The following is a 25,783-nucleotide window of genomic DNA, read 5'->3' as shown; positions in this document are numbered from 1 at the left end:
CCCGATAGAGGGCCTTATCAGGACGAAGCGATCTCTTCGCCTAAAAACGCTGTGGACTTCTGTAGTCGTATCGCCGCCGAATGCTGCAACGTGATAGAAGAGCCAAATGTTCAATGTTTTTGCCAGACTAGTCTTCACAAGCACGGCCCTCGCCCCGGTCGGATTGACCTATGCTTGGGTTGCGTGGGTTGAATGTGCGCCCCAGGCGGCAAAATTCATCCTGACAGGCTGCCTAATCCTTTGTGTCCTATGCGTCGGGATTCTCTGGAGCGCTAAACGCTCACTGCCCGCGTCTAAATTCAAAGCAGCGTCAATCGAGGCTGCGGACCATGAGAACACCGCGTTTCTCCTCCTCTATGTAATGCCGCTATTCACGTCGCAATTCAACACACTAGATTGGAAATTCTGGGTGCCAACTGTCGCAATCTTTGGCGTGATAACCGCCACTGGGTACAACTACCATTTCAACCCCTTGCTTGGCTTGCTTGGGTGGCACTTCTACAAAGTCCAATCTGCTGAAGGGGTGACTTTCGTGCTGATAACGGAGAAACATCTTCGCACTGCCGCCACGGAATTGCAGGTAGGCCAGCTCACAGAATACATTCTGCTCGATCTGGGGGGAAAATAGATGACTCAACTCTACGCCGTATGCCGTCCGGCCGAGATAGCCGAAGTCAGACACATTCAATTGGCCAATCCGCTGCAGGCCCAACTAAACGGGGTGTTCGAAAACCAAGAAGCTCAATTCATGGCCGGCATCGCCAACGCAATTGCATTCACGGGCGATTGGATTCCAGACAGCGAGGATGTGCTCTTCATCCAAAGCCTGCCAGAGGCACAAGCGCTGCTAGCTGCAGCGGACCAGAACGCGGTCGCACTTCCCGTACTCGATGTCGCCAATTTTCAAGATCAATCCGTCAAGGGCCTATTCGCCGTCCTCGGCAATGGCCCAAATCGGCGGCTCTTGATCCAGAACTTTGGCCCGCAACAGGTGCTATCTAATCGTTTCGCGTTTTTATATGAGGGCGATGTTTTTCGACGGCTCGTCGAACCGGCATTCTCACTGGATAATAAATTGGTAGCAACCGTCGACGCGATAGGACTGGTCCGGTTCAAGAGTTACTCCATGTTACGGCGCGTCCTCGATATGTCCCCTGTCTTCCGAGACGCAACCGATCCTGAGCTAGCTGCATTTTGCGGCCACGCTAGCCTCGCCATCGGGGATGCTGCGGCGTTCGTAGCCGGAGCTGATGAAGGTATCCGAAAGCACGTTCTTGCAATCACGAAGGCCAACGTTCTTGGAAATCACCCGGTCGCAAATATTCAGGCGCAGGCAGTGGCTATAGGATTTCCAATCGCCGTAAATGCAGGCCGTATCGAGATACCAGCCGATCGAAAAGGCGCAAAGGCTCTATTCAGTTTCCTACTGAATAAGGTCTATCTCGGGCCTATCGACCAACAGCTCTTCATAACCAATTCAAACCGACCTCTGGCCTAGCCCAATGAGTTGGGAAACGAGGGCTGCGAATAACCTGCTCCCGCTCAGTTGGGACAAGGGCAGCCTTTCGCAAGCTCTTCGCGAGTGGCGCTACACTGGTGACTACCATGACCTCGAAGCGCCCTCCGCTAACTGTGAACTCTGTGATCATCCCGACATCCGCTACCAATTCGAAATCCGCAATTTGCATACGGCCGCAAGGCTGCTGATCGGATCTGAATGCATTCATCGCTTTGGTATAGCTGCGACCGACGAAGAAGGCCGCACCTTAGACGCGCTCGCCACTCGTAAGAAGGTCGATCGAGATCGGCGACAACTTGTCGAGGACGCGCGCCGCAGGCGATTAGTAAGCGCGCTTGTGGCGCTGGCGAACGTTGAACCCAATTTCGATGTTCATTCCTTTATAGACTATTTGCAGACGCGGGGTGCATTCACCCCCAAACAACTGGCGACCGTTCTCTGGAGGTTAAGAAAGAAAGGCGTCGTGCACAGCCCTCAAGACTTCAAGCTCACGATCCGCCGAGGCCGGGAAAAAGCGCAACTTTTGTCCCTGAAGGACTGGGAAATGGCGCTCGTTAAGCCGTGCCTCACGACCGAACAGTCAGCCTACCTCGAGAAAGTTGCTCATCGAAGGAGTGGCCTCGACCATCTGCTTGACTAAGCCAAATTGCCGCTCCGGAAGCGTATAGATTCGATCTCGCAAACACCGATCTCTGAGTTGTGCGCCTTCACTGGTATCGGTATGCGTCAAAGGAAAGCTAACATTACCGCAGTTCATGCGGCGTCTTGCGATTGGCTTGAATTCTGGCCACCACAATATGGTATTTTACCTTAGATCCATCCGGCACCTTTTGCTCCACACTGATCTGTTCGGAAATGTGCGGTTGATGGCCTTTCCGATCCGTGAGATCTAGCACCAGGAGGAAACCGAAACAGACACCGGTCGTCAGATAGCCCGTCGCCTGGCCGGCATACCGCTCCGCAAGTTCCGCATTGTTGAGCACGTTGTCGTCCCTCTTCACCTCCACGATCGACTTGACGCCACGATATTCGAGAGCGATGTCAGCGCGACCGCCACCGGAGTCACGGGCTTCGGCTCGGAACGACGGTGCGTCCGACATCGTGAGGAACTTCAGGAAATCTAGTTGAAGGTCGTGTTCGACCGGCAGATCGGCGCCGCGCCGAAACACGTACTCAGCAGACGGGTCGGTACTCCTGCCAACGTTGGCGCGAAAATCGAGAAAACGCACAATGAGCGTACACATGTGTTCCAGCAGCGCTCGGGGATGGTCGCGCTGGTAATCGGGATTGTCCGAGAGCTTCTCAATAACGGCGGCCCACAGCTCTGCCACTTGCCGATTGCGATCCATCCCCACGTCGAACTGCGCTGCGGTCATGGCGGCTGTAGCTGCGTCGAGGCCGGCTTTCTTGAGGACATCGACCAGCCAGCCTTCAGTCGATTCGTCAAAAGGGCTGCGATGGATAGCTCCGGCCAGTGAATGTTGCACCGTGTCGCGTAGTTGTCCGACATTCGGAGCGAGATCGCTATCAACGTTCTCGGCGAGCCATTGATTTAAGGTCTGCAGATAGTATCGCCGCTTCTGCAGCGATTGGACGAGTGCCTTTCGTCCGAGAATATCGGCGCCGTGGCCATCGGATCGAGAGAACACGCTCTCACTCGCAAAAAAGATCGATAGCAACTCGTCCTCGATCACAATGGCCGCTTGCAGCCAGGTGTCCTTTGTGAACGTGTGAGCAGCCATGGCTAACTTCGTGGCCATCGACAGCCAGTGAAAACGCTCGCGCGATGGCGCCCCGAGCCATGACTGGGCGGAGTGGCGATCGACGGCAAAGGCTGAGTACTCGATGGCTGCCCTACGAAGTTTTGGCAAATCCAACGCAAGATCGGAGTGCAGTCCTCTGTTCTGCACATCGATCAGAACAGACGTACAGATATCATACAGCGCAGCATCCGAACGTCCTTCGCTCGCCGCCAGGGAACGGCGAAACCAACCCTGCGCCGCCGTCAAGGCTGACATGAGCGCGTCCTGCGTTCTGGCCAGCAACCCGTCTTGCAAGCGATCAAGTCCGAGCTCAAGGGTAGCTTCGTCTGCTGCCTCGCCCACATGCGCCAGGTTGGAGAGAAGGTCTCGGAAGTCGTCATCGGGGTATCGACGCAGAATGGTGCCCGTGACCTTGGCGACGTGACGCAGATAGGCCCCGTCGTCGTCTGTCGTGACGTCCAGAAGATACGACTGCAGGCGCCTGACCAAACTGTGGTCGCCCTGCACTACGACAAGCGCGCCGCGCAACGCCTGCGATCGCATCCAGCTATGTTCAGACCGGGGCTCGAAACGGCGGCGGAAGATTTCCCACGCACTGCGCCCGAGAGCCTGCGGTATTGTGGGCAGTTCGTCGAGGCAGTCGACCATTTCCGCAACAGAGGTGGCGTCATCCTCTCGCTCGAGTATCCGCAGCAGCGCGCGCTGAACGGCGGCCGCGGTCACCCAGCGGGTCATCCAGCAGAACGCGTCTGCGCGCGCGGTTTCGGAAGACAGGGCCTCAATCGCGGCCAGCAATTCGTTCTCTTGAGCCGTTCCCGGGTCTAGGATGGGCGTGCCTTCCGTCGTCAGGAGCTCGAATCTGTCTTCCATCGCCGACCACTCAGAAGAGGTACTTATCCCCCTTAGCGTGTAGCCGATGATCAATAGACACAACCGCCTCCACCGCGCTGCGAGCAATGGTGCCGAGAATGATCTGAACGCCTCCGATGTCCTTCGCAGCAGAGGCAACGCTGTCCAGCATCTGCTCGAAGTCCTCGTTCACGACCTCTTCCGACGCAGGCGAGTCGATAATCAGCAAGCCTGGATGCCGGCCATGCCCGCGACGCTTGGCCACCTCCACAGCCGCCAGCGAGGTCGCGATCTTAATGCGCAATTTCTCGCCCATCGTAAGGTTGCTGAAATAGATATCGGCGCCGCCTTGGTGGACCTTCAGCCTCCCACCGCCGTCGAGGTGCATGCTGGTGATGTGGGAAACACCGAACTTCTTCGTGAGGGACATCACCGAATCAGCGATCTCTGTCAGAACGTCCGACTGCATAGAGGTCATCAGCGTCTTACTGGCGTCAGTAGCGGCACGAAGGATCTTGAGTTCGCTCTGCGTCTCGGTGTCGTCGTTGGCAGGCGATTGCAGTGAGGCGACCAGTTCCCGAAGCTGCTCGGCCCGGGCCTCCAACTGCACAACGATGAGTTCGGGGTCGGTCGGCAACGTTGAGATGGCGTCCTGAAGGTTTCGCATCCTGTTCATTCCGGTGCGGAGGCGTTCGGTCGCCTCCCTTGCTGTCTTCTCGCTGGCTTTGAACTTGGCTTTGGCGATCTGGAGCGACGAAGCCAGTTCCTCAACCAGGATCTGCGCGTACTGGATGCGATCGCTATCCAGATCGTTTTCGTGGACCGGCAAGTCGTTCTTGCACAAGGCGCAGGTGTTGTGGTCTGCGTGCTGAACCGCAGGCGCGGCCTCCTCGAACGCTGCCTCGCAGGCAGGGCAGCAAGTCGGGTTGAGCTGACGGAACGAGTATCCTGCCGACCGCTCGTCCTCGAGCTGCTTGAGCCTTCGCCGCGCGTCGTCGTAGCTGACTGTGACGGCCGCGACGGTCGCCGTGTCCGTCTCTAAGGCTATTCGAGCGGTCTCGACCACCTTCCTATCGGTCACGGTCTCCTCATCGAGGCGCGCCAGTTCCAGCCTTTTTGCGCTGCGGTCATCGGTGCCACGAGCCTCCTTCGCTTTGGCGAGTTGGCCCTCAACCTCGATAAGCCTGCTATCGAGCACTACGCTCACGCCAGAATGGTTCGGCCTATCGGCCAGTGCCTGCTCGAGCTGCTTCTGCGCGGTTAACGCAGCACTATAGGTAGAGACCCACGGTAACCCTATGAACAGTTGGAGCAGGCGAAGCGGGAGCCCGTCTATGGGCAGATCGCCGAACAGTGCCTTCGGCTCAGTAGAACTCGACAGGAAGAACGTCGAAGCTATCAGAGGCCAGCCATGGGGATGACCGCCGGTATTCTTGTTGTGGGCATAAATCACCGGGAAATCTAGTTCTTCCATCATCAGGTGCTCGGTCTGAGACTTCAGCCCGTCTCCAGCGTCACCTTCATAGAGCGTGATCCACTGACCGTCGCTGACACTCCGGCTCAGCGTGGCCTTGCCCTCCGCCGCCTTCTCCTCGCCGGCAGGCTTGCGCAGCTCCATGCGATGCAGGACTTCATCGACACAATACCGGACTTCGATGGTTTCCAGCCACTTCCAAACGTCGGGCTTCACCCGACCGGGAAAGTCGCCGCGGATAGCTGCGTTGAGTAGGTGCAGGATGGATGACTTTCCTCGCAGATTGCGCTCGGACATCACGGCCCAGATGCCGATCCCTATGTCTGACCAGGACAGATGAAACGGTCCGTCGCGCTCGGATTCGGCTCGAACACCCGTCAACTTGATGCCGTCGAAGCGAAGGCTCTTGGCGCGCGGCGGAGTAGTCTGCGCGCGAATGCCATACTTGAGCAACGCGCTTCGAACATCCGACTCCGGACTGGTGCTATCCTCGGCTATGGCTCTTATCCAGCCGTACTCGGTCGACTCGATGATCCGTTCCTTGCTCATGGTTCCAATCCGGCGAATTTGGTCAGACGCTGTTCGACCTGCTCTTGGATAGTCGGTATCACGTCGCCCTGGATGGTGCTTCCATATTGCGGGTGCTCATACTGCCATTCCTTTAGGGCGGAGCCGCTCTTGCCGCTGGCGACTCGCATTACCAACGCTAATCGGTCGCGATACCACGCCAACTCCGGGTAATCCTGAACGCACTTTTCCAGAAACGAGATCGCCTTTGGTAATATAAGGTACTCGTACCGACGAATTTTGCCGTCGTCACCGGCGAGTTGCATCGGTCTCGCTAAGCCGTAGTAGCTCAGCATTGCAAGGGCGTCCTCGACGTTCTGATAGGCGCCGTGCCGCCAGCGGACCATCCGCACCAGTCTGATGGAAGGCTCGTCGTTGATGAAGATGCGCTGAACTGCCTCTAGCAGTTCGGGTTCGCGGGTCTCCTCATAGAGATCCAGCAGGGCGTCACCCAAATAGTCAGGATAACGGACGAGGAAGTCCATTGCCATCAAGCGCTTCTCAGCTCGAAAAACGCTCACGACCTCCTCTGTAGGCCTGTCGACATCTTCACTTCCCGCCACCAAGATGAAAAGCAGCCTGAGCGCGTCGCGATGTCTATAGCTCGGCTCAAGCGATATTCGGAAAGGCGTCCCAGCTTCACCCTCTGGCCCCTTTCCTTCGACGTAAACATCCATATCAGAAGTGCCCCCCAACGCAGGGACCACGATATCTCAAACGGTTTAATTCCGCTAATCTGGTCAGGCACTACTTCGGCGTATTCTGAAGTAGGTGAGGAAATGGTGGAAATAGCGACATCGGCTATCATGCCGGTTCGGCTACGGTTCTTTCAGACCTCTCGATTTGCGCTTCAATTTTCGCCCGGGTGGTTTTGGTGGCAAGGTACTCAACCAATTCTGCAGCGTGGTTTTCGCAGCCCTTTGCCTGCTTTCGAAGAAGCGAGACGTGGTCAGAAAGTTCTTCCGTTGTGCAGAGGCCTATTGGAACCAGAGACCGTTCGCCGTTCCGAAGCACAGGATACGATTTGACTAAGCGAGTATGGCCAGGAAGGACCATCTGAGGGGACGCAGGATCGTCGCTCATGCCCACGCGCTTCAACATACGTGTAACGACACCCACAAGTTCTTTCTTGGCAAATGCTCTGTAGAAGTCGGCATGCGGGCCTGTCAGAGGTTTACTTTTGAATATCTCCTCAACGATTTCGCTTGGCTGCGCGATCTGGCCAGCCTCGATCCGTTGCCCAATGAGTTTATGCAGCTCAGACAGAAGCGCAGAGTCTTTGGCCATGACTTCTATCCCATCAATTGTTGAATGGTGAAGCTGGTAAAGCCTAAACGGCCGTCAATCCGTTCGTAGGGCCACAGCATCCAAACTAGACGTGAATCACTGGTAAGTTGAGTGGGCATCATCCGCCGATTCTAAGATTTGTCAAAGTCGTTGTCCTGACTTTGTTCGAATTTGCAGGTGACACGACACAGGCGAACCTCAGGCGGCTGCCGGGACAATGCCGCAACTGATAGATCGCCGGCCACGAAGCTATCGAACTCTCAAACCTGCAGCGCTACGTGTTGGCAGGTCAGGCGGAGGTCGGCCTCTCTAAGGCGGCCCTTGCAACCAACGCCCTTCGGTCCACCGCCCTTGAAGTCGAGGCGCACCCTATGAAGTGGGCAGAACATGTTGCGCGCCGGGGCGACTGGGTATTCGACCGAGTGGGTGTGGCGCTTGACACCGCCGCCGACCGTCTAGCTGTCCAAGGTGCTCTGCCCCGATGGATCGCGAACGCCTGGACTCAGGAGCAAGATCTAGGCATCTCGCGGCATGGTTTCGATGACGGCCAGGCTTGCCTTTGCTGCATGTACATGCCGACCGGGAAATCCAAGGACGAACACCAACTGGTCGCGGAGGAACTCGGAATGCCGGAAGCACACGATGAGGTAAAAACGCTCCTGCAGACCAATACCGGAGTCCCCAATGAGTTCGTAGCTCGGGTGGCTACGGCGATGGCTGTGCCGTTTGGGCCGCTCGCCGCGTTTGTTGGCCAGCCCCTCCGTTCCTTTTATCAGCAGGCTATCTGCGGCGGTCTGGTGTTCCAGCTTAGCGATGGAAGTCGTCTCGTTCGAACCGTGGTTCCGATGGCCTTTCAATCAGCGCTTGCCGGGATCATGCTTGCCGCAGACCTGGTCAAGCATAGTGCGGGTTTTCCGATGAGTCGGACAACCAGCACTCGCGTGAATCTACTGCGCCCCCTTTGGTTCTCACCTCCATGATCCGAAAGTTAAAGATTCCAGCGGCCGCTGCATCTGCAGCGATGAGGATTTCATTGCCGCCTACAGGCTGAAATACGGCTGTGCCGTTGGACAGCTGAGCAACGGGTCCGCCTAAGAAATATCTAAAGTCTTCGTTACCGCGGACGGCGAGCTGTCAAGCGCTCACCGATGTTTTCGACCACGATCGAGTGCCTGATGACAGTGCGGGGCGGATACTATGACACGCTCGGCCCGCTGCTTGCCAATGTCAGGCCCAGAACCCACGACAGAGATCCTTGAGCGACGGCTCGCCGTTCAACGTTTTTTGTACTGTTATCTACGTTCGACCATATTCGTCGTCGAAGCGAACGATATCATCCTCGGCGAGATAATCGCCGCTCTGCACTTCAATGATAACCAGGTCAATTCTGCCTGGGTTCTCGAGCCGATGCTTATGGCCGCAGGGGATGTAAGTAGATTCGTTTGTCCCCAGGAACAACTCCTGCTCGCCATTGACGACTTTGGCGGAGCCGCTGACCACGACCCAGTGCTCCGAACGATGATAGTGCATCTGCAGGCTCAACTGGCGACCGGGCTTCACCTCGATGCGTTTGATCTTGAAGCGCTCGCCTTCCTCCAGAACCGTATAGGTACCCCAGGGCCGGTGTACCGTGCTATGGACCAGATGAGCTTCATGTCCCGAAGCCTTGAGGCCCTCGAAGAGCTTCTTAACGTCCTGAACGCGGTCGCGGGATGTGACAAGCAAAGCGTCCGGGGAATCCACGATCACCAGATCGCTTACGCCCACCGTGCCGATGACGCGCTTGTCGGAGCTCACATAGGTGCCGGTCGTGTCGACCATGTGCACATCGCCGCGTATCCTGTTCCCGCTTCCGTCGGGGGCGATCAAATCGGCCATTGCGTTCCAGGATCCGATGTCGTTCCAATCCATGTCGCAGGGAACCACGGCAAGTCTGTTAGTCTTCTCCATGACAGCGTGGTCGAGCGAGATTCGCGGCGCGGAACCGAAATGCTCAGGCGCGAGTTCGATTTTGGCAAAGCCTTGGCATTGACTGGCGCGGCCGTTCTCATAGCTGTCGTCGACGGCCTGGAGCACCTCGGGACAATGCAAAACCATCTCGTCGAGCATGGTTTGCGCACTGAAGCAGAAGATGCCGGCGTTCCAGAAGAAGCGTTGAGACGCGACATAGGCTTTGGCTGTCTCCAGATCCGGTTTTTCAACGAAACGGACGACGTTCTCACCATCTGCTTCGATGTAGCCGAATGCTGTGTCCGGTCTGGTTGGGGTGATACCCAATGTGGCGATCCGCCCGAGCTTCGCATGTTCCATGGCCAGGCCCATGACGTCTAGAAACGCAGGCAGGTTGCCAATCAGGTGATCGGCCGGGAAGACGCATAGGATCGCGTCAGGGCCTTGCGTTGCCCTCGCATGGATCGCGGCTGCAGCCACGGCGGCGGCCGTATCCCGAGGTTCGGGCTCGAGCAGAAAGGTGCGTGGCAGGACCACGGAATCCAGTTCGTCGAATTCGTCCTTGGTCAGGAAGAGGTGTTCCCCGGATGTCACAGCGACGAGTTCCACGACACCTTCTATCGAAGCGACGCGCAGCACAGTGTGCTGAATGAGAGAATATCCATCCGCTACTTTGAGGAAAGGTTTGGGGTGCGATTGCCTTGAGGCGGGCCATAGCCGCGATCCGGCTCCGCCGCTGATGATCACGGGAATGACTTTCATAACCAACCTCAATCTCGTCTCTGGAGTGATCGCCCGCGTTGTTTCGAGCGTCAGCGTCACGATCGCCGTCGCTCTGGCTTGTCTGCGGCCCCGCGTAACAGGGAAGTTCTGGCGCGTTTCGGGCGGCGTCAGATGACGACGCTATCGGTAATGTACGGCGCCTCCACTGGCGTCGGTGAGAAATGCGCATTCAACTATGCCTGTTGGTTGCGTCTGCCGAATTGCGCAGGTGGCGGGTCTTAACTGAGATCAGAGACTTGGCTGCCTTCTATCAAAGTCAAACGACTTGGCTCTTTCAGCTCGAATTCAATTACCCGTGGTGCGAAAAGGCGTGCATATCGTGTAAAGGCGCTCGTCGGGGGAAACCGAATTACGGTATCGCAGCGCCCGAGAAGATACATCTCAACGAGGGCGGAAATTCCGCCGTCAATCCCGAGTGCTGCAGTGTGTAAGGGGCCACCTTGATTGGATCCGAAGTGCTTCGGGACAGTGAGCAGATCGGGAAACCTGGCCGACAGAAGATCCAGTATCCGCGCGCTGTCCGTGCATAAGAACAGCCGCACAGGCCTGGGGTGCGGTAACGCCTTAGCCTTGTCAATTGCAGCGCACACTTGCCGAACGGCGAGCTCCGGATCGGCCCAGTAGGGCGCATGCTCCATGATGTCTTCACCGTTACCGTGCCGAACATGAATCCCGATGATGCTGTGCCCCTCAAAACATTCCTGATAAATGGCATCTATGCGGGCTTGAATTTCTGGCCGAGGCTGGACACTCTGGAACACCTGCCGCTCTGCATCCTCATCGCACCGCCACATCAGACAAGCGTCACACACTACTGTGTTCGCTTCGACATCGTGTTCGGCCTGAAAGAGCTCGCCCAACTCATCGCGCTCTTGGAAAATCTGCTCATCTGGCCGGTAAAGGCACTCGATCGCCGGCCTGTTCCACCACTCCGGGAAGAATGGACCAGGGAAGGAAACGTCGTTGATCCGGTCGTCGGAAATAGCCGGCACGCCAGCGATGTCATTGATCGGCTGGAAGAACACCGGAAACGCATTTGTGAAGGGTTGGTCGAGGTAGCAGGCCCCCCGCCAGTCGATGACTAGAGTTCGTCCCGACCGCTGCGCGTAGCGCCAAGCGGCCGCCAATGACCACAGACAATCACCGAACCCCGTACGCCTCCGAGAGACGACGAACCGGCGCTTTTCCAATCCACTAACATGCATTTTCGGAAATCTCGTTCAGAGAGGAGGTTGCCCGGTTTGGTATCCTTAGTCGACACGTAGACCCTGACGCCGGGCGCTTGGCAGAGGCCGGGCCATAGGGCAGAAGAGCTCACTCAGCACTGCCCACTAATCCCGTGACGCTCGCACAGCTTGAAGCCGATGCCCTCGCTTCCGGTTCAGCCTTCTCTACTGGGCCTCCGCGGCATATGTAAAATCTATTGAGTGGATGCCGGCCATCCATGTGTTGGATGCCATGATGAAGGGGCTCGGCTGACGCGGGCCCGGCCAATAGAACCGAAACAGCCGGGAAACGCTGCGACACTGCCTGCCGAAGCAAATCGTTCCGTCGACGCCAGACGCCAAGGGTGCAAGGCTGCATACAGCAACCGGTACCGGGCGAGATGAGGTCGACAGCTCGACGCGCCTGGAACCAGCTGATCGACAGAATCTGCAGTCTGCTCCCAAAGTTCTGCACGACCTGTGCCGGATGCTGTGGTGAGGGCTCGCGGCCACGAACGTTGTCCTCGCCCCGAACGGCAGCTCGGGACCTACGACTCCGGGCCGGCGATGCGCCCCGGCTGCTCGGTCAGACCATCCATTCTGTGGATGCACTTTATCCAAACAATCGATTTCACTGATCCAAACAATTCCCATTAGAAGACGCTCAAGCAAGAAAGAAAGGCGTCCTCACTCGCTGATGATGAGCAAATCAGCTGCAAGGTGCTGGGAGTACAGTCGCTCGCGGCGTGAGCTGAGCGGCACTCAGACCGCATGTACGAAGCCGACAGGTTAGCGGCGCAACTCTATTTTGCTGTGAGTCCAAGCAAGAGGTGTGCTCGGCTGGCGGACTGTCAATGACGAGCTTCGCGCCGCATCTGTCGAAGTGCTCCATAGCGCACGGGGCTGGCCGCACATTGTGTCGGCGTGGCGAGCCGGAGCCGAAACTTTAAACTTAATAGAGCAGGAATAGAATGGGCGATAGCAGAAAAGTTGCTCTTATTACGGGCATAACTGGACAGGATGGTGCCTATCTTGCCCGTCTTCTTCTCGAAAAAGGCTACATCGTTCATGGGATTAAGCGACGTTCCTCTTCCTTCAACACGGGTCGTATCGAAGACCTCTACCAAGACCCGCACGAATCCGATCCGCGCCTGATCTTGCATTACGGTGACCTCACTGATTCGACTAACCTCATCCGCGTGGTTCAGGAATCTCAGCCAGACGAAATTTACAACTTGGCTGCTCAGAGCCATGTGCAGGTGTCGTTCGAAACACCTGAGTACACAGCAAACGCGGACGGTATCGGTACATTGCGACTTCTTGAGGCGATTCGCCTCCTCGGTCTGACGGACAAGACCCGCTTCTATCAAGCCTCGACTTCGGAGCTATACGGCCTCGTGCAGTCCGTACCGCAGAACGAAACGACGCCCTTTTATCCGCGCAGCCCTTACGCCGCCGCCAAGCTCTACGCCTACTGGATGGTCGTCAATTATCGCGAGGGCTATGGTATGCACGCTTCCAACGGCATTCTTTTTAATCACGAAAGCCCCCTTCGTGGCGAAACTTTTGTGACGCGCAAGATCAGCCGCGCTGCCGCTGCTATCTACCTGGGCAAGCAGGACAAGCTTTATCTCGGCAATCTCGATGCTCAACGCGATTGGGGCCATGCGCGTGAGTACGTGCGAGGTATGTGGATGATGATACAGCAGGATCAACCGGATGATTACGTGCTGGCGACGGGCAAAACGACCCCTGTCCGCCAATTCGTCGAGTGGGCTTTCGAAGATATCGGCGTCGAGATCGAATGGCGTGGCAAGGGTGTCGGCGAAAAGGGCTATGATGTAGCGAGCGGCAGATGCCTAGTCCAAGTGGACCCACGCTACTTCCGCCCCACGGAAGTCGATCTTCTCCTGGGTGACGCTACCAAGGCGAAGGAGAAGCTCGGCTGGGTGCATGAGACATCCGTGCGCGAGCTTGCTGCGGAAATGGTACGCGAAGACCTGAAGGTCATGCAGACATCTGTAGTCATGAAGGAAGCGTAATGTATGATCTGAACGGAAAAACCGTGTGGGTCGCTGGCCACAAAGGTATGGTGGGCAGCGCTGTTGTACGCCGACTCGCGTCTGAAGACTGCAAAGTTGTGGCCGCCCCTCGGGGAGAGCTAGACCTCAAGCGACAGACCGAGGTTGAAAACTTCGTGGCAGTGGTGAAACCGGACGCTATCATTATGGCTGCGGCAAAGGTAGGTGGTATTCTCGCGAACGCCACCTATCCGGTCGACTTTCTTTACGACAATCTGATGATCGAGGCCAATATCTTCGCGGCAGCCCACGAAAACAATGTCGACCGCGTCCTCTTCCTCGGCTCGTCTTGCATCTATCCGAAGATGGCACCACAGCCCATTCCTGAAAGCGCGCTTTTGACCGGGCCACTAGAGCGCACCAACGAATGCTACGCCGTCGCCAAGATCACCGGCATCAAAATGGCTCAAGCCTATCGCCAGCAATATGGCCGCGACTACATCTCCGCTATGCCGACGAATCTCTACGGGCCAGGCGACAATTATGACTTGCAGTCAAGCCACGTCATCCCAGCGCTGATCCGGAAAGCGCATGAAGCTAAGCTCATAAGTGATAAGCAAATCACCATCTGGGGCACGGGCACACCACGTCGGGAATTCATGCACGTCGACGACTGCGCCGACGCATTAGTCTTCCTTCTGAAGAACTACTCTGACCATGATCACGTCAATCTCGGCTGCGGACAGGACATCACGATCCTAGAGCTGACTAGAATGATCTGCCGTGTAGTCGGATTTACTGGGGAGATCGCGCATGATCACTCTAGACCTGACGGTACACCGCGAAAGCTGATGAGCGTCGACAAGCTGCGCACTTTGGGATGGGCAGCAAAGATCACTCTCATGGAAGGCATCGAGAGTGTCTATCATGCATTTCTAAACGGGAGCTACACCGAACGGCGGTAGATAAGAGGATTTGCTGCGTCTCAGGCCTGTACGCGCTTTCGGGACCCAGAGCTAATGTAGACTGAGACAATCACTCGATGGCGATAGCGCTCATGTGAGCCAGCCGCGAGGAGCCCCGCCGGACCCGGACCCCATCCGCTCCAACCTCGTCGCCGTGAAGGTCACGGTGCGCTGCCCACGCCGACGCCGACTGCGTCAATCCTCACAAGGGTAACCGTCGATAACCGAACGCGTCTACGGTAACCGAATGTACTTCTTGTTCTCGTCCGAGGGATCTGTCGATGGGCATTCCGGACGAGCCAAAGTTTGAGCATGTTACCTTCAAAACCCGGTTAGCAACGTCGGATTTGGTATGAAATTCGGAACAAGTGGATTACGGGGCCTGGCGACAGAATTGGCAGGAGCCGCCTCTGCCCTATATGCAACGGCATTCGCGACATTCCTGCTGGAATCCGGCCTGGCCAGAATTGGCGACGAGATACTCATAGGGCGCGACTTTCGCGCCTCGAGTCCGGCCATCGCCGCCGTCTGTGCGGCGGCACTGTCCGCGCTCGGCTTCATCGTAGTCGATTGCGGCGCAGTCCCCACCCCTGCCCTGGCACTGTATGCTCAGGCGCGTAAGAGTGGTTGTTTGATGATCACAGGCTCGCACATTCCGGCCGACCGTAATGGAATAAAATTCTATCGACCCGACGGTGAGATCGACAAGGGTGATGAGCGGGAGATAACGCGCATCGCCTTGCAGCTGGAGAAGCGCGGATACGTCCTTGAAGGTGCTGTTGCACGTCGGCAGCACCGGGAGGCCGAATGCAAGGCCTTTTTCATGGCGCGCAATCGAAAGCTTATGGAGATTAATGCTCTAAAGGGCTTAACGGTGGGCGTATATCAGCACAGCACAGTCGCGCGCGATCTCTTGGTTGACATTCTCTCATATCACTGTGCGACGGTCGTAACCCTGGGACGTTCGGAAGGTTTCATTCCTGTCGACACTGAAGCGGTCTCTGACGAGACTGCTCAACAGTTCAAGCTCTGGGCCAAAGAGCATCGGCTTGATGCGGTCGTCTCGGCAGATGGCGATGGTGACCGCCCACTGGTAGCTGACGACCACGGAGACCCCCTTCGCGGTGATTTGTTAGGCCTGATTACGGCGAACTTCCTGCAAGCGAAGGCAGTCGTCACGCCGGTCACATCAAACTCTGGTATCGAGACCGCAGGTTCTTTTAAAGTCGTGCGTACCAAGGTTGGATCGCCATTTGTTATTGCTGCCATGCTCGATTTGGTTGCGTCGGGTCACGAGCGCGTGGTTGGTTTCGAAGCAAACGGTGGTTTGTTGACCGGCACGGACTTTGACCCGAACGGAACTAAACTGCCAGCGCTACCTACACGCGACAGTTTTCTCCCCATCCTCGCGGCACTTTCCCTTGTTAATACAAGTGGGCAGCCACTGTCGGAGATTGGCAGTTCCTTTCAATTGCCGGCGGCGGCGGCGGATCGCTTGGAAAATTTTGCCGTCGAAAGCAGCACTCGCCTCATGACATACCTTCGTACAGCGGAAACTAACATCGCCGCCTTCGTCGGGTCGATTGGAGTGGTAAGCAAGGTTAGCGATGTTGACGGACTTCGTATCACTCTCGCGGATAAGCGTGTCTTGCATTTGCGTCCATCCGGAAATGCCCCGGAAATGCGGTGCTACGTCGAAGCCGAAAATCGGGAGGACGCGGAGCTTTTGCTCCGGACTGGATTGGATCGAATTCGTAATTGGGCGCAAGGCTAAATAAAAGCCGCCTCCCTGCGTATTCCCAGGTGACCCTGGGGGTCGCACAAGCTACTCAAGCGCGATCAGAACGTCCACAGTGTCCCGGCCCTGTCCGCTTTGAAGCGAACCGGAACGCCCGTGGAAACAGCCGATCCGTACCAGCCACGGAGCATCCGGTCGCTCATGGTCAAGGCAGCGCCTTCCGGTAGCGAACAGCCGGTCCCGCACTGACCGCCTGCGCCGCATGTACGATGGCGTTGGTGTCCAGGCCGTGGTGACGGTATAGGTCCGCAATAGTCCCCGTCTGGCCGAACTGCTCGACCCCGAGCGCCTTCACGCGATGCCCGTTAACCCCACCGAGCCACGCGAGCGTCGCCGGGTGCCCGTCGATCACGGTGACGATGCCGCAGTCACGCGATAGCGGCGCGAGCAGCCGCTCGATATGACTCAGGGCGCCAATCGCGCCACGCTGCCGGGCACGTTCCGCCGCCTGCCAGCCCGCATTAAGCCGGTCCGCGGAGGTGATCGCGAGCAGCCCGACATCGCGCCGGTCCTCCGCCAGAAGACCCGTCGCGGCAATCGCCTCCGGCGCGACGACGCCTTGATAAGCAATGACGACACTCGCGTTGGGCCCAGGCGGACGCAGCCAATAGGCGCCATTGACGATGTCCCGCGCGAGCGCCGGGTTCATGTCGCGCAGCGGCTGCTCGAGCGGCCGGGTTGACAGGCGAAGATAGACCGATCCTCCGGTCTGATCACGCAGCCACGTCGTCTCATCCGGATCCCCCTCGCCATTACGTTGCATGTAATCGAAGGCAAAGCGCATGATCACGGACAGTTCGTCGACGAAGGCCGGTTCGAAGGCGCAAAGCCCATCCTGCGCCATGCCGATCAATGGGGTGCCGATCGACTGGTGTGCTCCGCCCTCGGGCGCTAGCGTCACGCCCGAGGGCGTTGCGACCAGCATGAAGCGCGCATCCTGATAGCAGGCGTAGTTTAGCTGGTCGGCCGATCGGTAGATGAAGGGATCATAGACTGTCCCGATCGGCAGCAGGCGCACGCCATTGATCGAGTGCGAGAGACCGAGTGCCCCGAGCATGATCATCAGGTTCGACTCGGCGATCCCGAGCTCGAGGTGCTGCCCCTTCGGCCCAAATTCCCAGGTAAAGGTCGACGGAATGCGTTCGGCCTTGAAGGTGTCCGCCATGGTCTCCCGGGCGAAAAGGCCGCGCCGGTTGACCCAGCCACCGAGATTGGTCGAGACCGTCACATCGGGCGAGGTGGTGACAATGCGGTCGGCAAGCAGACTGCGCTCGCGTGCGATGTCGTTCAGGATCTGGCCGAACCCCATCTGGGTCGAGAGCGGCTTGCCGGGCTGCCCCGGTGACGGAAGGGTTTCAGGCACCGGCACCGACGGCGCAGACAGCCTCCTACGCCCCTCACTGAAGAACGGCGCCTTTGCGAAGAAGGCGTCAAGTTCCGCTTCCGGCAAGGTGGCGGCCGCCCATTTGTCCCACTCCTCACCCCGCTTTACGCCCATTTGCAGGCGGTAGTCTTCCATCTGCGTGGGCGTCATCTGCCCCGCGTGGTTGTCCTTGTGTCCGGCAAGCGGCAGACCGTAGCCCTTGATGGTGTAACAGATAAAGCAGACGGGACGGTCATGCCTGGACGCCGCCTCGAAGGCTTCGAGGAGGCTCGGCATGTCATGCCCGCCAAGGTTCGTCATCAACGCCTGCAACTCGTCGTCGGAGCGGCGTTCGATCAGAGTGGTGACCGGCCCTTGGTCTCCGATCTCGTCGAGCAGCCGCTTGCGCCAGGCAGCACCCCCTTGGAAGGTCAGCGCCGAGTAGAGCTGGTTCGGACAGCGCTCTATCCACTCGAGCAGCTTCTCGCCCCCCGGCTCGGCAAAGGCAGCCTCTTGCAGAGCGCCGTGGCGCAGGACCATCACGTCCCAGCCGAAGTTGCGAAAAATCTGCTCGAAACGCTGCCAGAGGCCCTCCCGGATCACGGCGTCGAGCGACTGGCGATTGTAGTCGACCACCCACCAGCAGTTCCTGAGCCCGTGCTTCCAGCCTTCGATCAGGGCCTCGTAGATGTTGCCCTCATCCATCTCGGCGTCGCCGATCAGGCTGACCATTCGGCCCTCGGCACGCTCCTTCATCCAGCCGTGACCCGAGACGTAGTCCTGCACCAGCGACGAGAACAGCGTCTGAGCAACGCCGAGACCCACCGACCCGGTCGAGAAGTCGACATCGTCGACATCCTTCGTCCGCGAAGGGTAGCTCTGCGCGCCCTTGTAGCCGCGGAAGTTCATGAGCTTTTCGTGGGTCTGGTTGCCCGCCAGATACTGAAGTGCATGGAAGATCGGCGCCGCATGGGGTTTGACCGCCACCCGATCCTGCGGGCGCAGGACCGAACCGTAGAGCGCGGTCATGATGGTACTCAGCGACGCGGACGAGGCCTGATGCCCCCCGACCTTGATCTCATCGCCCTCGCGGACGTGGTTGGCGTGGTGGATCGTCCAGGCTGCGAGCCAGGAGACGCAGCGCTCGATCTCGTTCAGATATTCCAGTTTCCTCGTCATTCAGTTTCCCGCAAATCAGCTGCCGGTCTCACAGGACCCCCGCCCAAATGGTCAAAGATCGAGTTTCAACACACCTGTCGCGCGCGACACGCAGGGGATGAAGCGGTGGCCGCGTGCCTCCTTGGACAGGACGGCATCCCGATGGATCGGCTGTCCCCCCAGCATTGCGCATTCGCAGGTCCCGCACACCCCGTTCTCACACGAGGCCATCAACGGCACACCGGCCGCACGCAAGGCGGCCAGTGCCGTGGTCTCAGCCGAAACCTCAACCACCCTGCCCTCAGCCAGTTCTATGACGAACGGTTCCGGTGGCGCGCCATCAAACTCGGGAGGCTGGAAAGTTTCGAAATGAACAGTACCCTCGGGCCAGTGTTGAGCCGCGCGCCCCACAACCGCCATGAAGCCAGGCGGTCCGCAGTAGTATGTCTGCGCGTCGTCCGAACGGTTCGCCAGCAGCGCGGCGATGTTCTGCCGGGTCTGAGGCTCGTCGTCGAAATGGAACCGAACATTATCGCCAGGAAGATCGTCCTCGATTACCTCCAAGAGTGGCGTGAGCGCCCGGCCGCGGGTGAAATAGTGCAACTCGAAGGGCTTGGCCTGCCGGGCGAGCGCGCGCGCCATGGCCAGAACCGGGGTGATCCCGATCCCCCCTGCCAGCAGCAAAGTCGGCCCCTCGCCTGGCTTGAGAGCAAAATGGTTGCGTGGCGCGGAGACAGGCAGTGTGGAGCCGACGGCAATGGTTTCGTGGATCCACGCCGAGCCGCCACGGCCGTCATTCTCGCGCTTCACCGCGATGGTGTAGCGGCCAAGCTCGGTCGGGTCGCCGCAAAGTGAATACTGACGCACCTTCCCTTCAGGCAGATGGACGTCGACGTGAGAACCCGCTTCGAACGCCGGCAGCACAGGTTTGCGTGGGTGTTTCAGGTCGATGACCAGCACGTCGCCCGGCTCCTTGCGGGCGGCGGTCACGGTCAGCTTCATGATGATGCGCGGCGAGGCCATGGCGTTTCACTCGTCGATGGGCAAGATCAGATCACCGGGGCGGATCACGCCCCCGACCTCGATTGTGCAGTTCAGGCCGGAGCGGTTCAGAAGCCCCTCGTAGAGACCCGGAAGCCCGAGCAACTCCTCGATATACTTGCACGGCACATTCATCCGGGCGGCCCTGAGAATCGTTTCCCCGACCCGGAAGCGTTTGCCGACAAGATGGCTAAGCGGAACGCCTCGTGTCGTCAGATTGCGCCGGTGATCTTCGGGTGCGAGCTTGGCCTTGAAGCCCGGAATTCTGGGTTCGCCCTGCGCGATGGCGTCCAAGACTTCAGCTTCGATCAGCGTCACTTCGCGAACGTCAGGACGCGCGGAATAGGTCCCCGTCCCCAGGTAGTAGCGGTCTCCGACAATGCCTTGGCCGGCAATAAGCTGCGCCTGCGCCAGCTCCTCCATTTCATAGGAGGCGGCAGGCGCGATATGGACGTGAAGCAGCTTTCCTCGCCAGGTCATCATCGCTCTCGGAAATTCGTCTCGTGGAAACCTGCTGCAAAACTGGCCTGATCAACAGCGCCAGTTGCATGGCATTTTCCCGGTCCAGTTGGCTGTTTGGAAAGAAATACGGGGGGCCCTCGGACCGTTTTCAGCGCCAGCTTTCGGCGTCGCCCCGGCTCAGTTGTTCCGCACCGGCATCGCGTCTTGCACCTGCTTGACAACCTCTCGCAGGACCTCAACGCCCTTCCCGATCTGCCGAATGCTCAAGGCGGCATAGCCCATGACAAGTCCGACGCGATCGGTGCGGCCTTCGTCCGATGGCCGTTCGTAGAGCGGCGAGATCAGGTGTAGCCCCAGGCCAGCGTCGCGGGCGGATTCGACCAAGGCCGTTTCCCGCGATCGTGGCAGGTCATTGAACCAAACCGCGACGTGCAGTCCCGCATCTGCTCCCTGGACAGTGATGCGATCCCCGAAGCTGTGCTGCAAGGCACCCAACAACGTTTCCCGACGCTCGCCGTTCAGCCTGCGCACACGGCGCACATGGCTTTCGTAGCCGCCGCTCTCGATCAACGATGCCAGCGCTTCCTGTTCAGCGACCGGCGAATGCCGGTCTGCGAATTGTTTGGCGGTTGCGAAGACCTCCTGCAATTCGGGCGGGACGACGAGGTAGCCGATGCGCAGCATCGGCGAGAGCGTTTTGGAGATCGTGCCGAGGTAGATGACAGCCCCGTGGTCCTCGAGACTGTGCAGCGGAGGGACCGGATTGATGTCGTAGCGATATTCGCTGTCGTAGTCGTCCTCGATCACATAGGCATTGTTGTGCCGCGTCCATTCCAAGAGTTGGTGGCGGCGCGCGATCGGCATGACGCCGCCCAGCGGAAACTGATGCGATGGCGTCACATAAGCCAGTCGTGCTCCGATCCCCGCCAGCAACTCGGTCCTCATCCCGTCTTCGTCGACGATGACCGGGATGGGTGAGGCACCCGTACTGGCAAAGACCTGACGCGCCATCCTGTAGCACGGATCCTCGATGACGAAACGGTCGGCGGGATCGAGAAGCAGGCGCGCGCACAGATCAAGGCCCTGCTGCGAACCGTTCACAACTATGATCTGGTCGAGGTCGCAGCTCAGGGTCCGGGCGCGCCAGAGATAGCCCTGAAGCGCCTGGCGAAGCCGGCGCGAGCCGCGAGGATCATCATAGGCAAGACGCAGCGGGCGCTGCCCCATCGCCTCGTTCATCGCGCGTTTCCAGACCAATGAAGGGAAATCCGACGGCGCGAGGTCGCCATAGCGGAACTCGACCTTCAGCCCAGTCGGCAGATAATCTGGCCAGGGTGACGTCGCGCGCAGCCGCTCGCCATATGCGGACAGGTGGATCGGGCCGACCCGTTGCGCGTGAGTGCGCCCCGTCCCATGGCCCATCAACGAAGACGCAACGCGAGGTCGTGCGCCTTGACGGACTTCGATGAAACCCTCCGCAGCCAGTTGCTCATAGGCGACCGTCACCGTGGTTCGCGAAACGCCGAGGTCATTTGCCAGGGCCCGGGAGGATGGCAACTGACTGCCGGTTTCGTAGACGCCGCCGAGGATTTGCTCGCGAAGGGCTTCGTATATCTGGCGTGCACCCATCGCGTGCGAGCGCGCTGCAGACCCGGCACTTGAAGACTGGACCATCTCTTTCATCGCCAACTGGATATTTCACATTGGCCAGGTTGCCGTCAATCTTTCGGAACCCCAAGAGAGATCGCAGAGGCCGAATGACCAGCTCCCATCAATCCGAAACCGATGCTCCCACGGGGTCGCTCAACCGCACCAGCCCCGGATTTGCCACCCGGGCGATCCATCATGGCTACGATCCGGCCGGCTTTTCCAATGCCGTCCAGCCGCCAGTGTTCCTGACGTCAACCTATGGGTTCGAAAGCGTGGCAGCAAACGATGCCGCCGCCGCCCTTGGTGGACGGCTCTATGCGCGCGAATACAATCCCACGACCGAGATCCTCGAGCAGCGGCTCGCGAATCTGGAAGGAGCCGAGGCGGGGCTGGTTGTTGCCTCGGGGATGGCGGCCTTCGGCACTCTGATCCTGTCGCTCCTGTCCCAGGGCGATGAACTCATCGTCCACAAGACGCTTTATGCGAACACGCTTGCCATGGTCGAACAGGCGGTCCCCCGCTTCGGCATCAAGGTCGTCGCGGTCGATCTGTCAGATCCCCAAAATCTCGATGCCGCGATCACCGAGCGGACGCGGCTGGTTTTCTTCGAGACGCCGGTGAATCCGCTGAGCCGCATCGTCGATATCTCTGCCATTGCCGAGCGCGCCCACGCGCACGGTGTGAAGGTTGCCGTGGACAGCACCTTCGCCTCGCCCGCGCTCCAGCGACCGCTTGAGCACGGGGCGGACATCGTGCTCCATTCGCTGACCAAGTACATCAATGGTCATGGCGATGCGCTTGGCGGGGCGCTTCTCGGCGACGCCCAAACGCTCCGTACGCTGCATGAAACGGGCCTGCGCTACATCACCGGCGCAGCGCTCTCGCCCATGTCAGCTTTCCTAATCCTGCGCGGTCTCAAGACGCTGACGCTGCGTATGGAACGGCACAGCGCCACGGCCCTTGCGGTGGCTCGGGCGCTGGAAGCGCACCCGGCGGTGGCATTTGTGAGTTATCCGTTCCTCGACTCGCACCCTGATCAGGTGACGGCGCGAAAACAGATGTCCAACGGATCGGGCATGTTGGCCTTTGGCCTCCACGCTGGATACGAAGGAGCGCGCCGGATGATGGACCGGCTCAACCTGATCATTCGCGCCGTCAGCCTCGGCGATGCCGACAGCCTCATCTATCATCCAGCAAGCCTCACCCGTGCTCGGCAGCCGATCCGCAAGGATGCCCATTTGGCCGATGGAGTCGGCGAGGATCTCATGCGTCTCTCGGTGGGGCTTGAAGACGCTGATGACCTGATCGCCGATCTGCGGCGGGCTTTGGACGTCTTGTAATGACCTGGCGTGCGGCCACCTCTGCGCTCACACATAGATCTGGAGCCTTGCCATGGCATTCCTGAGCGGTCTTTCCGCGTTCCCCATCACCCCGACCAATCGTGACGGCCGCGTCGATAGCGTTGCCCTGCGCAGGTTGATTGCTCGGCTTGGCATTGCTCAGGTCGATTCCATCGGCCTTCTCGGCAGCACCGGCACATACATCTATCTGTCGCGCGAGCAACGGCGGCGGGCGCTCTCCGAGACCTTGGACCAAACGGCGGGGCAAATGCCGGTCGTGGTGGGTGTGGGCGCGCTGCGCACCGATGAAGCCGTTGGGCTCGCGCAAGACGCCAAGGCCCTTGGAGCAGCTGCGGGGCTGCTTGCCGCCGCCTCCTACACCCCGCTTACTGATGACGAGGTGTTCGAACATTTCTCCACTGTGGCGCGCGAAAGTGGCCTGCCGATCGTCGTCTACGACAATCCAGGAACGACGCATTTCCATTTCAGTCCACCCCTTGTCAGCCGCCTGGCAAAGGTGGCTGGGATTGTCGCCATCAAGAATCCGACAGACAAAAGCGATGCGATCAAGAACCATCTGACCGCCCAGAGGCGCACACTGCCGGAAGGGTTCTCGATTGGCTACAGCGGCGACTGGAACGCCGCCGAGGCCATGATCGCCGGCGCCGACACATGGTACAGCGTCCTCGCGGGCATCCTGCCCGAGGTCTGCATGACGATCGTCACAGCGGCGCAACAGGGCGATGCGGCCGAAGCGCGACGGATCAATGCCGCGCTGGTCCCGATCTGGAGCCTCTTCAAGGAGTTCTCGAGCCTTCGCGTCGTCTATGCACTCGCTGAATTGCTCGACATTTGCAGTGCCGAACCCCCGCGTCCCATCCTGCCTCTGCCCCCAGCAGCGAAGCGCCAGATCGCCGCCGCGTTGAAAGGTTTGCCATCGGATGCCAGCCGGTGAACAGCAAACCGCGTTCGGCAAGTGAAAGGAAGTGCATGTATTTACCCGCTCATTTCGAGAACTGATCGAAAACAACGCACTCGGCGTGCTGATAGCCATGGCTGGAGCGGTCTCGACGCCAATCACACCCCTTCGAACTCGACAATCGACTGCGGAGGTACAGACTGCGCAGGGCACTCCGCCCATGCCGCACCGTTCGCCTTCAAACTAGGAATCGGTGTTTACCCATTTGAATGGCATCGAGCCGGCGCTTTACTTCCGGCCCGGTGCGCGCATTGAAGCCGGTGCCAATGCCGCCGGCGAACACCAGATTTCCGTCCTCGACATTCGCCAGAGCACGCTTCCCGACCGCCGTAACTGTTGCCGGGTTCGCAGCCGATGACGATGAACTCATCACTCAGCACGCATTTTGTCTCACCCATTCTTGGCGCCGGCCGGATCGATATGGACTGACACGCAGCTTGGAGACGATGCCGTCGAGGCCGAACTGGCAGACTTGCGCGAGAATGTCGCTGCCGCCGCTGATCTCGTCGCTCAGAACGATGCCGTTTGGGCGGCGTCTCAGCAGGTTAACTAGCGCTTTGCGCCGATCGACGAGTGGCCGATCGCGAAGACCCTCGCCGTCGATCTTGAGCAGGTCGAAGCCGGCAAGCATGGTCCTGACGTCTCCCGCCGCGGCCAAGAGCCCGCTGAAGACTGGGAATGCGCGACAAGCCTTCTGGTCAACGACGAACGCCTCACCGTCTATTATCGCGTCCGAGGCGCCGAGCTCGGCCACCGCCCGGGACGATAGTCGGAAACCTGAGGGTCCAGTCGTGGAGGTTGCGGGTCGAGGTAGGCCCCCATCGATAGTCGTCCCATTTCATTTCGTGTAGCCAATCAGGGCCCTGCCGGACGCGGCCGACCAGCGGTCGATGTTCGCGACGACCCGAATGTCCAGTCTCGTGTAACCCAGCCTAAAGCGGCCTGTCCGCCCCAAAAAATGACATTCAGTTGCCTCCAGCCTTTCGACACGACCCACTTCACGATCTCGTAACTCGCCAACCTAGCGGCTTGTTGCTTGAGCTGCGCGTTCCTAGGGTGTGGTCGCTAGGCCTCAGCAACAAGAGCTCGGTTGCCAGGCGGGCGGAGGCTCAACGAGATAGCCAGCTCAGGACAAGGAGAGCAAGCAATGGTCGCTTTTACCCTCAATGGCGAGGCGCGAACACTCGACGTCGATCCAGAGATGCCGCTGCTCTGGGCGGTCCGTGACGTCATCGGACTCACGGGAACGAAATTCGGTTGCGGGCTTGCCCAGTGCGGCGCTTGCACGGTTCACGTTAACGGCATGCCGACGCGCTCGTGCCAGACCGCAGTCGGCGACATCGAAGGAGCCTCGATCATCACCATTGAGGGTGTGTCGGGCAAGATAGGCGAAACGGTCCAGGCCGTGTGGGCCGAGTTCGACGTACCTCAATGCGGCTATTGCCAGTCTGGACAGATCATGTCGGCCGTGGCCCTCCTTACAGAAACGCCTAAGCCGACGGACGATGATATTGATTCGGCGATGAGCGGCAATCTCTGCCGCTGCGCCACCTATCATCGCATCCGCGCGGCCATCCACGAGACCGCCAACCGGCTGGAGACTTGAGGC

General features: G+C 59.1%; 22 protein-coding genes. 10 read left to right on the top strand and 12 right to left on the bottom strand.

Going from position 1 to position 25,783, the window contains the following annotated elements; all coding sequences use genetic code 11:
- Positions 1-106 precede the first annotated feature (106 nt).
- Genes NKJ89_RS11035 through NKJ89_RS11025 form a run of 3 tightly spaced genes read left to right on the top strand, consistent with a single transcriptional unit; the run spans position 107 to position 2,159 of the window.
- On the top strand, positions 107-628 hold the full coding sequence (locus NKJ89_RS11035) for a KwaA family protein (protein WP_352602305.1): 522 nt from the start codon (positions 107-109) through the stop codon (positions 626-628).
- Positions 629-1,498 (top strand): hypothetical protein, encoded by an 870-nt coding sequence (locus NKJ89_RS11030; RefSeq protein ID WP_352602303.1) that lies wholly within the window; start codon positions 629-631, stop codon positions 1,496-1,498.
- A 4-nt stretch (positions 1,499-1,502) separates the two neighbouring features.
- Positions 1,503-2,159, top strand: a complete 657-nt coding sequence (locus tag NKJ89_RS11025) for a hypothetical protein (RefSeq protein WP_023711825.1) — start codon at positions 1,503-1,505, stop codon at positions 2,157-2,159.
- 103 nt (positions 2,160-2,262) lie between these two features.
- On the opposite strand, the gene NKJ89_RS11020 is transcribed toward NKJ89_RS11025, so the two are convergent.
- From NKJ89_RS11020 to NKJ89_RS11005, 4 genes are all read right to left on the bottom strand, one after another.
- Positions 2,263-4,152, bottom strand: coding sequence for a hypothetical protein (locus NKJ89_RS11020; RefSeq protein ID WP_023711826.1), 1,890 nt, complete (start codon positions 4,150-4,152; stop codon positions 2,263-2,265).
- A gap of 10 nt (positions 4,153-4,162) precedes the next feature.
- A complete protein-coding gene (locus NKJ89_RS11015) occupies positions 4,163-6,154 on the bottom strand; it encodes an ATP-binding protein (protein WP_352602301.1) in 1,992 nt (663 codons plus the stop codon).
- On the bottom strand, positions 6,151-6,663 hold the full coding sequence (locus NKJ89_RS11010; RefSeq protein WP_245260670.1) for a hypothetical protein: 513 nt from the start codon (positions 6,661-6,663) through the stop codon (positions 6,151-6,153). Before NKJ89_RS11010 ends, NKJ89_RS11015 begins: the two co-directional genes overlap by 4 nt.
- A gap of 313 nt (positions 6,664-6,976) precedes the next feature.
- Complete coding sequence (locus tag NKJ89_RS11005; protein WP_352602297.1) at positions 6,977-7,459, bottom strand: hypothetical protein; 483 nt, start codon at positions 7,457-7,459, stop codon at positions 6,977-6,979.
- A gap of 371 nt (positions 7,460-7,830) precedes the next feature.
- Here NKJ89_RS11005 and NKJ89_RS11000 point away from each other — a divergent pair, with 371 nt between their 5' ends.
- Entirely contained in the window at positions 7,831-8,439 is a 609-nt protein-coding gene (locus NKJ89_RS11000) for a hypothetical protein (RefSeq protein WP_352602295.1), read from the top strand.
- A 316-nt stretch (positions 8,440-8,755) separates the two neighbouring features.
- Here the strand turns inward: NKJ89_RS11000 and NKJ89_RS10995 are convergent, their stop codons facing one another.
- Positions 8,756-10,171, bottom strand: coding sequence for a mannose-1-phosphate guanylyltransferase/mannose-6-phosphate isomerase (locus tag NKJ89_RS10995; protein ID WP_352602441.1), 1,416 nt, complete (start codon positions 10,169-10,171; stop codon positions 8,756-8,758).
- 239 nt (positions 10,172-10,410) lie between these two features.
- Positions 10,411-11,397: a nodulation protein NodZ gene (locus NKJ89_RS10990; RefSeq protein ID WP_352602293.1), complete on the bottom strand. Its 987-nt coding sequence runs from the start codon at positions 11,395-11,397 to the stop codon at positions 10,411-10,413.
- A gap of 971 nt (positions 11,398-12,368) precedes the next feature.
- On the opposite strand from NKJ89_RS10990, the gene gmd reads away from it, so the two are divergent.
- The 3 genes from gmd to NKJ89_RS10975 all read left to right on the top strand — a co-directional run bounded on the left by gmd (position 12,369) and on the right by NKJ89_RS10975 (position 16,157).
- Entirely contained in the window at positions 12,369-13,439 is a 1,071-nt protein-coding gene (gene gmd, locus NKJ89_RS10985) for a GDP-mannose 4,6-dehydratase (protein WP_352602292.1), read from the top strand.
- Positions 13,439-14,383: a GDP-L-fucose synthase gene (gene fcl / locus NKJ89_RS10980; RefSeq protein WP_023772716.1), complete on the top strand. Its 945-nt coding sequence runs from the start codon at positions 13,439-13,441 to the stop codon at positions 14,381-14,383. The genes gmd and fcl overlap by 1 nt, the downstream gene beginning before the upstream one ends.
- Before the next feature lie 352 nt (positions 14,384-14,735).
- Positions 14,736-16,157: a phosphomannomutase gene (locus tag NKJ89_RS10975; RefSeq protein WP_352602290.1), complete on the top strand. Its 1,422-nt coding sequence runs from the start codon at positions 14,736-14,738 to the stop codon at positions 16,155-16,157.
- Positions 16,158-16,326: 169 nt separating this feature from the next.
- Here NKJ89_RS10975 and NKJ89_RS10970 read toward each other — a convergent pair whose 3' ends face one another.
- The 4 genes from NKJ89_RS10970 to pdxR all read right to left on the bottom strand — a co-directional run bounded on the left by NKJ89_RS10970 (position 16,327) and on the right by pdxR (position 21,879).
- Positions 16,327-18,723 carry a transketolase gene (locus NKJ89_RS10970; protein WP_352487295.1) on the bottom strand — a complete coding sequence of 799 codons (2,397 nt, stop codon included), beginning with the start codon at positions 18,721-18,723 and terminating at the stop codon, positions 16,327-16,329.
- A 51-nt stretch (positions 18,724-18,774) separates the two neighbouring features.
- A complete protein-coding gene (locus NKJ89_RS10965; RefSeq protein ID WP_352602288.1) occupies positions 18,775-19,725 on the bottom strand; it encodes a PDR/VanB family oxidoreductase in 951 nt (316 codons plus the stop codon).
- A gap of 6 nt (positions 19,726-19,731) precedes the next feature.
- Complete coding sequence (locus NKJ89_RS10960; protein WP_023758446.1) at positions 19,732-20,223, bottom strand: MOSC domain-containing protein; 492 nt, start codon at positions 20,221-20,223, stop codon at positions 19,732-19,734.
- A gap of 159 nt (positions 20,224-20,382) precedes the next feature.
- A complete protein-coding gene (gene pdxR / locus NKJ89_RS10955; RefSeq protein ID WP_502904122.1) occupies positions 20,383-21,879 on the bottom strand; it encodes a MocR-like pyridoxine biosynthesis transcription factor PdxR in 1,497 nt (498 codons plus the stop codon).
- Positions 21,880-21,962: 83 nt separating this feature from the next.
- Here pdxR and NKJ89_RS10950 point away from each other — a divergent pair, with 83 nt between their 5' ends.
- Positions 21,963-23,195, top strand: a complete 1,233-nt coding sequence (locus NKJ89_RS10950; protein ID WP_352602284.1) for a trans-sulfuration enzyme family protein — start codon at positions 21,963-21,965, stop codon at positions 23,193-23,195.
- Positions 23,196-23,247: 52 nt separating this feature from the next.
- Positions 23,248-24,150 (top strand): dihydrodipicolinate synthase family protein, encoded by a 903-nt coding sequence (locus tag NKJ89_RS10945; protein WP_352546074.1) that lies wholly within the window; start codon positions 23,248-23,250, stop codon positions 24,148-24,150.
- Between the two features lie 202 nt (positions 24,151-24,352).
- Here the strand turns inward: NKJ89_RS10945 and NKJ89_RS10940 are convergent, their stop codons facing one another.
- The gene (locus NKJ89_RS10940; RefSeq protein ID WP_352582421.1) at positions 24,353-24,544 is read right to left on the bottom strand and encodes a hypothetical protein; all 192 of its coding nucleotides are present in this window, start codon (positions 24,542-24,544) and stop codon (positions 24,353-24,355) included.
- A 3-nt stretch (positions 24,545-24,547) separates the two neighbouring features.
- On the bottom strand, positions 24,548-24,928 hold the full coding sequence (locus NKJ89_RS10935) for an ATP-dependent DNA ligase (protein WP_352602282.1): 381 nt from the start codon (positions 24,926-24,928) through the stop codon (positions 24,548-24,550).
- 393 nt (positions 24,929-25,321) lie between these two features.
- Between NKJ89_RS10935 and NKJ89_RS10930 the strand changes: the two genes are divergently transcribed.
- On the top strand, positions 25,322-25,780 hold the full coding sequence (locus tag NKJ89_RS10930) for a (2Fe-2S)-binding protein (protein ID WP_352602281.1): 459 nt from the start codon (positions 25,322-25,324) through the stop codon (positions 25,778-25,780).
- The last annotated feature ends 3 nt before the right edge of the window (positions 25,781-25,783 follow it).

It is taken from the genome of Mesorhizobium sp. M0047 (assembly GCF_040323315.1).
In the GTDB taxonomy this organism is placed as follows: Bacteria; Pseudomonadota; Alphaproteobacteria; order Rhizobiales; family Rhizobiaceae; genus Mesorhizobium.
This window is presented reverse-complemented; position numbering and strand designations above follow the sequence as displayed.

Coding starts and splice junctions, on each gene's coding strand:
- NKJ89_RS10930 (WP_352602281.1), top strand. CDS start 25,322: ATGGTCGCTTTTACCCTCAATGGCGAGGCGCGAACACTCGACGTCGAT.
- NKJ89_RS11030 (WP_352602303.1), top strand. CDS start 629: ATGACTCAACTCTACGCCGTATGCCGTCCGGCCGAGATAGCCGAAGTC.
- fcl (WP_023772716.1), top strand. CDS start 13,439: ATGTATGATCTGAACGGAAAAACCGTGTGGGTCGCTGGCCACAAAGGT.
- NKJ89_RS10940 (WP_352582421.1), bottom strand. CDS start 24,544: ATGAGTTCATCGTCATCGGCTGCGAACCCGGCAACAGTTACGGCGGTC.
- NKJ89_RS11010 (WP_245260670.1), bottom strand. CDS start 6,663: ATGGCAATGGACTTCCTCGTCCGTTATCCTGACTATTTGGGTGACGCC.
- NKJ89_RS10965 (WP_352602288.1), bottom strand. CDS start 19,725: ATGGCCTCGCCGCGCATCATCATGAAGCTGACCGTGACCGCCGCCCGC.
- pdxR (WP_502904122.1), bottom strand. CDS start 21,879: ATGGTCCAGTCTTCAAGTGCCGGGTCTGCAGCGCGCTCGCACGCGATG.
- NKJ89_RS11015 (WP_352602301.1), bottom strand. CDS start 6,154: ATGAGCAAGGAACGGATCATCGAGTCGACCGAGTACGGCTGGATAAGA.
- NKJ89_RS11000 (WP_352602295.1), top strand. CDS start 7,831: ATGAAGTGGGCAGAACATGTTGCGCGCCGGGGCGACTGGGTATTCGAC.
- NKJ89_RS11035 (WP_352602305.1), top strand. CDS start 107: ATGTTCAATGTTTTTGCCAGACTAGTCTTCACAAGCACGGCCCTCGCC.
- NKJ89_RS11025 (WP_023711825.1), top strand. CDS start 1,503: ATGAGTTGGGAAACGAGGGCTGCGAATAACCTGCTCCCGCTCAGTTGG.
- NKJ89_RS10975 (WP_352602290.1), top strand. CDS start 14,736: ATGAAATTCGGAACAAGTGGATTACGGGGCCTGGCGACAGAATTGGCA.
- NKJ89_RS10945 (WP_352546074.1), top strand. CDS start 23,248: ATGGCATTCCTGAGCGGTCTTTCCGCGTTCCCCATCACCCCGACCAAT.
- gmd (WP_352602292.1), top strand. CDS start 12,369: ATGGGCGATAGCAGAAAAGTTGCTCTTATTACGGGCATAACTGGACAG.
- NKJ89_RS10950 (WP_352602284.1), top strand. CDS start 21,963: ATGACCAGCTCCCATCAATCCGAAACCGATGCTCCCACGGGGTCGCTC.
- NKJ89_RS11005 (WP_352602297.1), bottom strand. CDS start 7,459: ATGGCCAAAGACTCTGCGCTTCTGTCTGAGCTGCATAAACTCATTGGG.
- NKJ89_RS11020 (WP_023711826.1), bottom strand. CDS start 4,152: ATGGAAGACAGATTCGAGCTCCTGACGACGGAAGGCACGCCCATCCTA.
- NKJ89_RS10970 (WP_352487295.1), bottom strand. CDS start 18,723: ATGACGAGGAAACTGGAATATCTGAACGAGATCGAGCGCTGCGTCTCC.
- NKJ89_RS10995 (WP_352602441.1), bottom strand. CDS start 10,171: ATGAAAGTCATTCCCGTGATCATCAGCGGCGGAGCCGGATCGCGGCTA.
- NKJ89_RS10990 (WP_352602293.1), bottom strand. CDS start 11,397: ATGCATGTTAGTGGATTGGAAAAGCGCCGGTTCGTCGTCTCTCGGAGG.
- NKJ89_RS10960 (WP_023758446.1), bottom strand. CDS start 20,223: ATGACCTGGCGAGGAAAGCTGCTTCACGTCCATATCGCGCCTGCCGCC.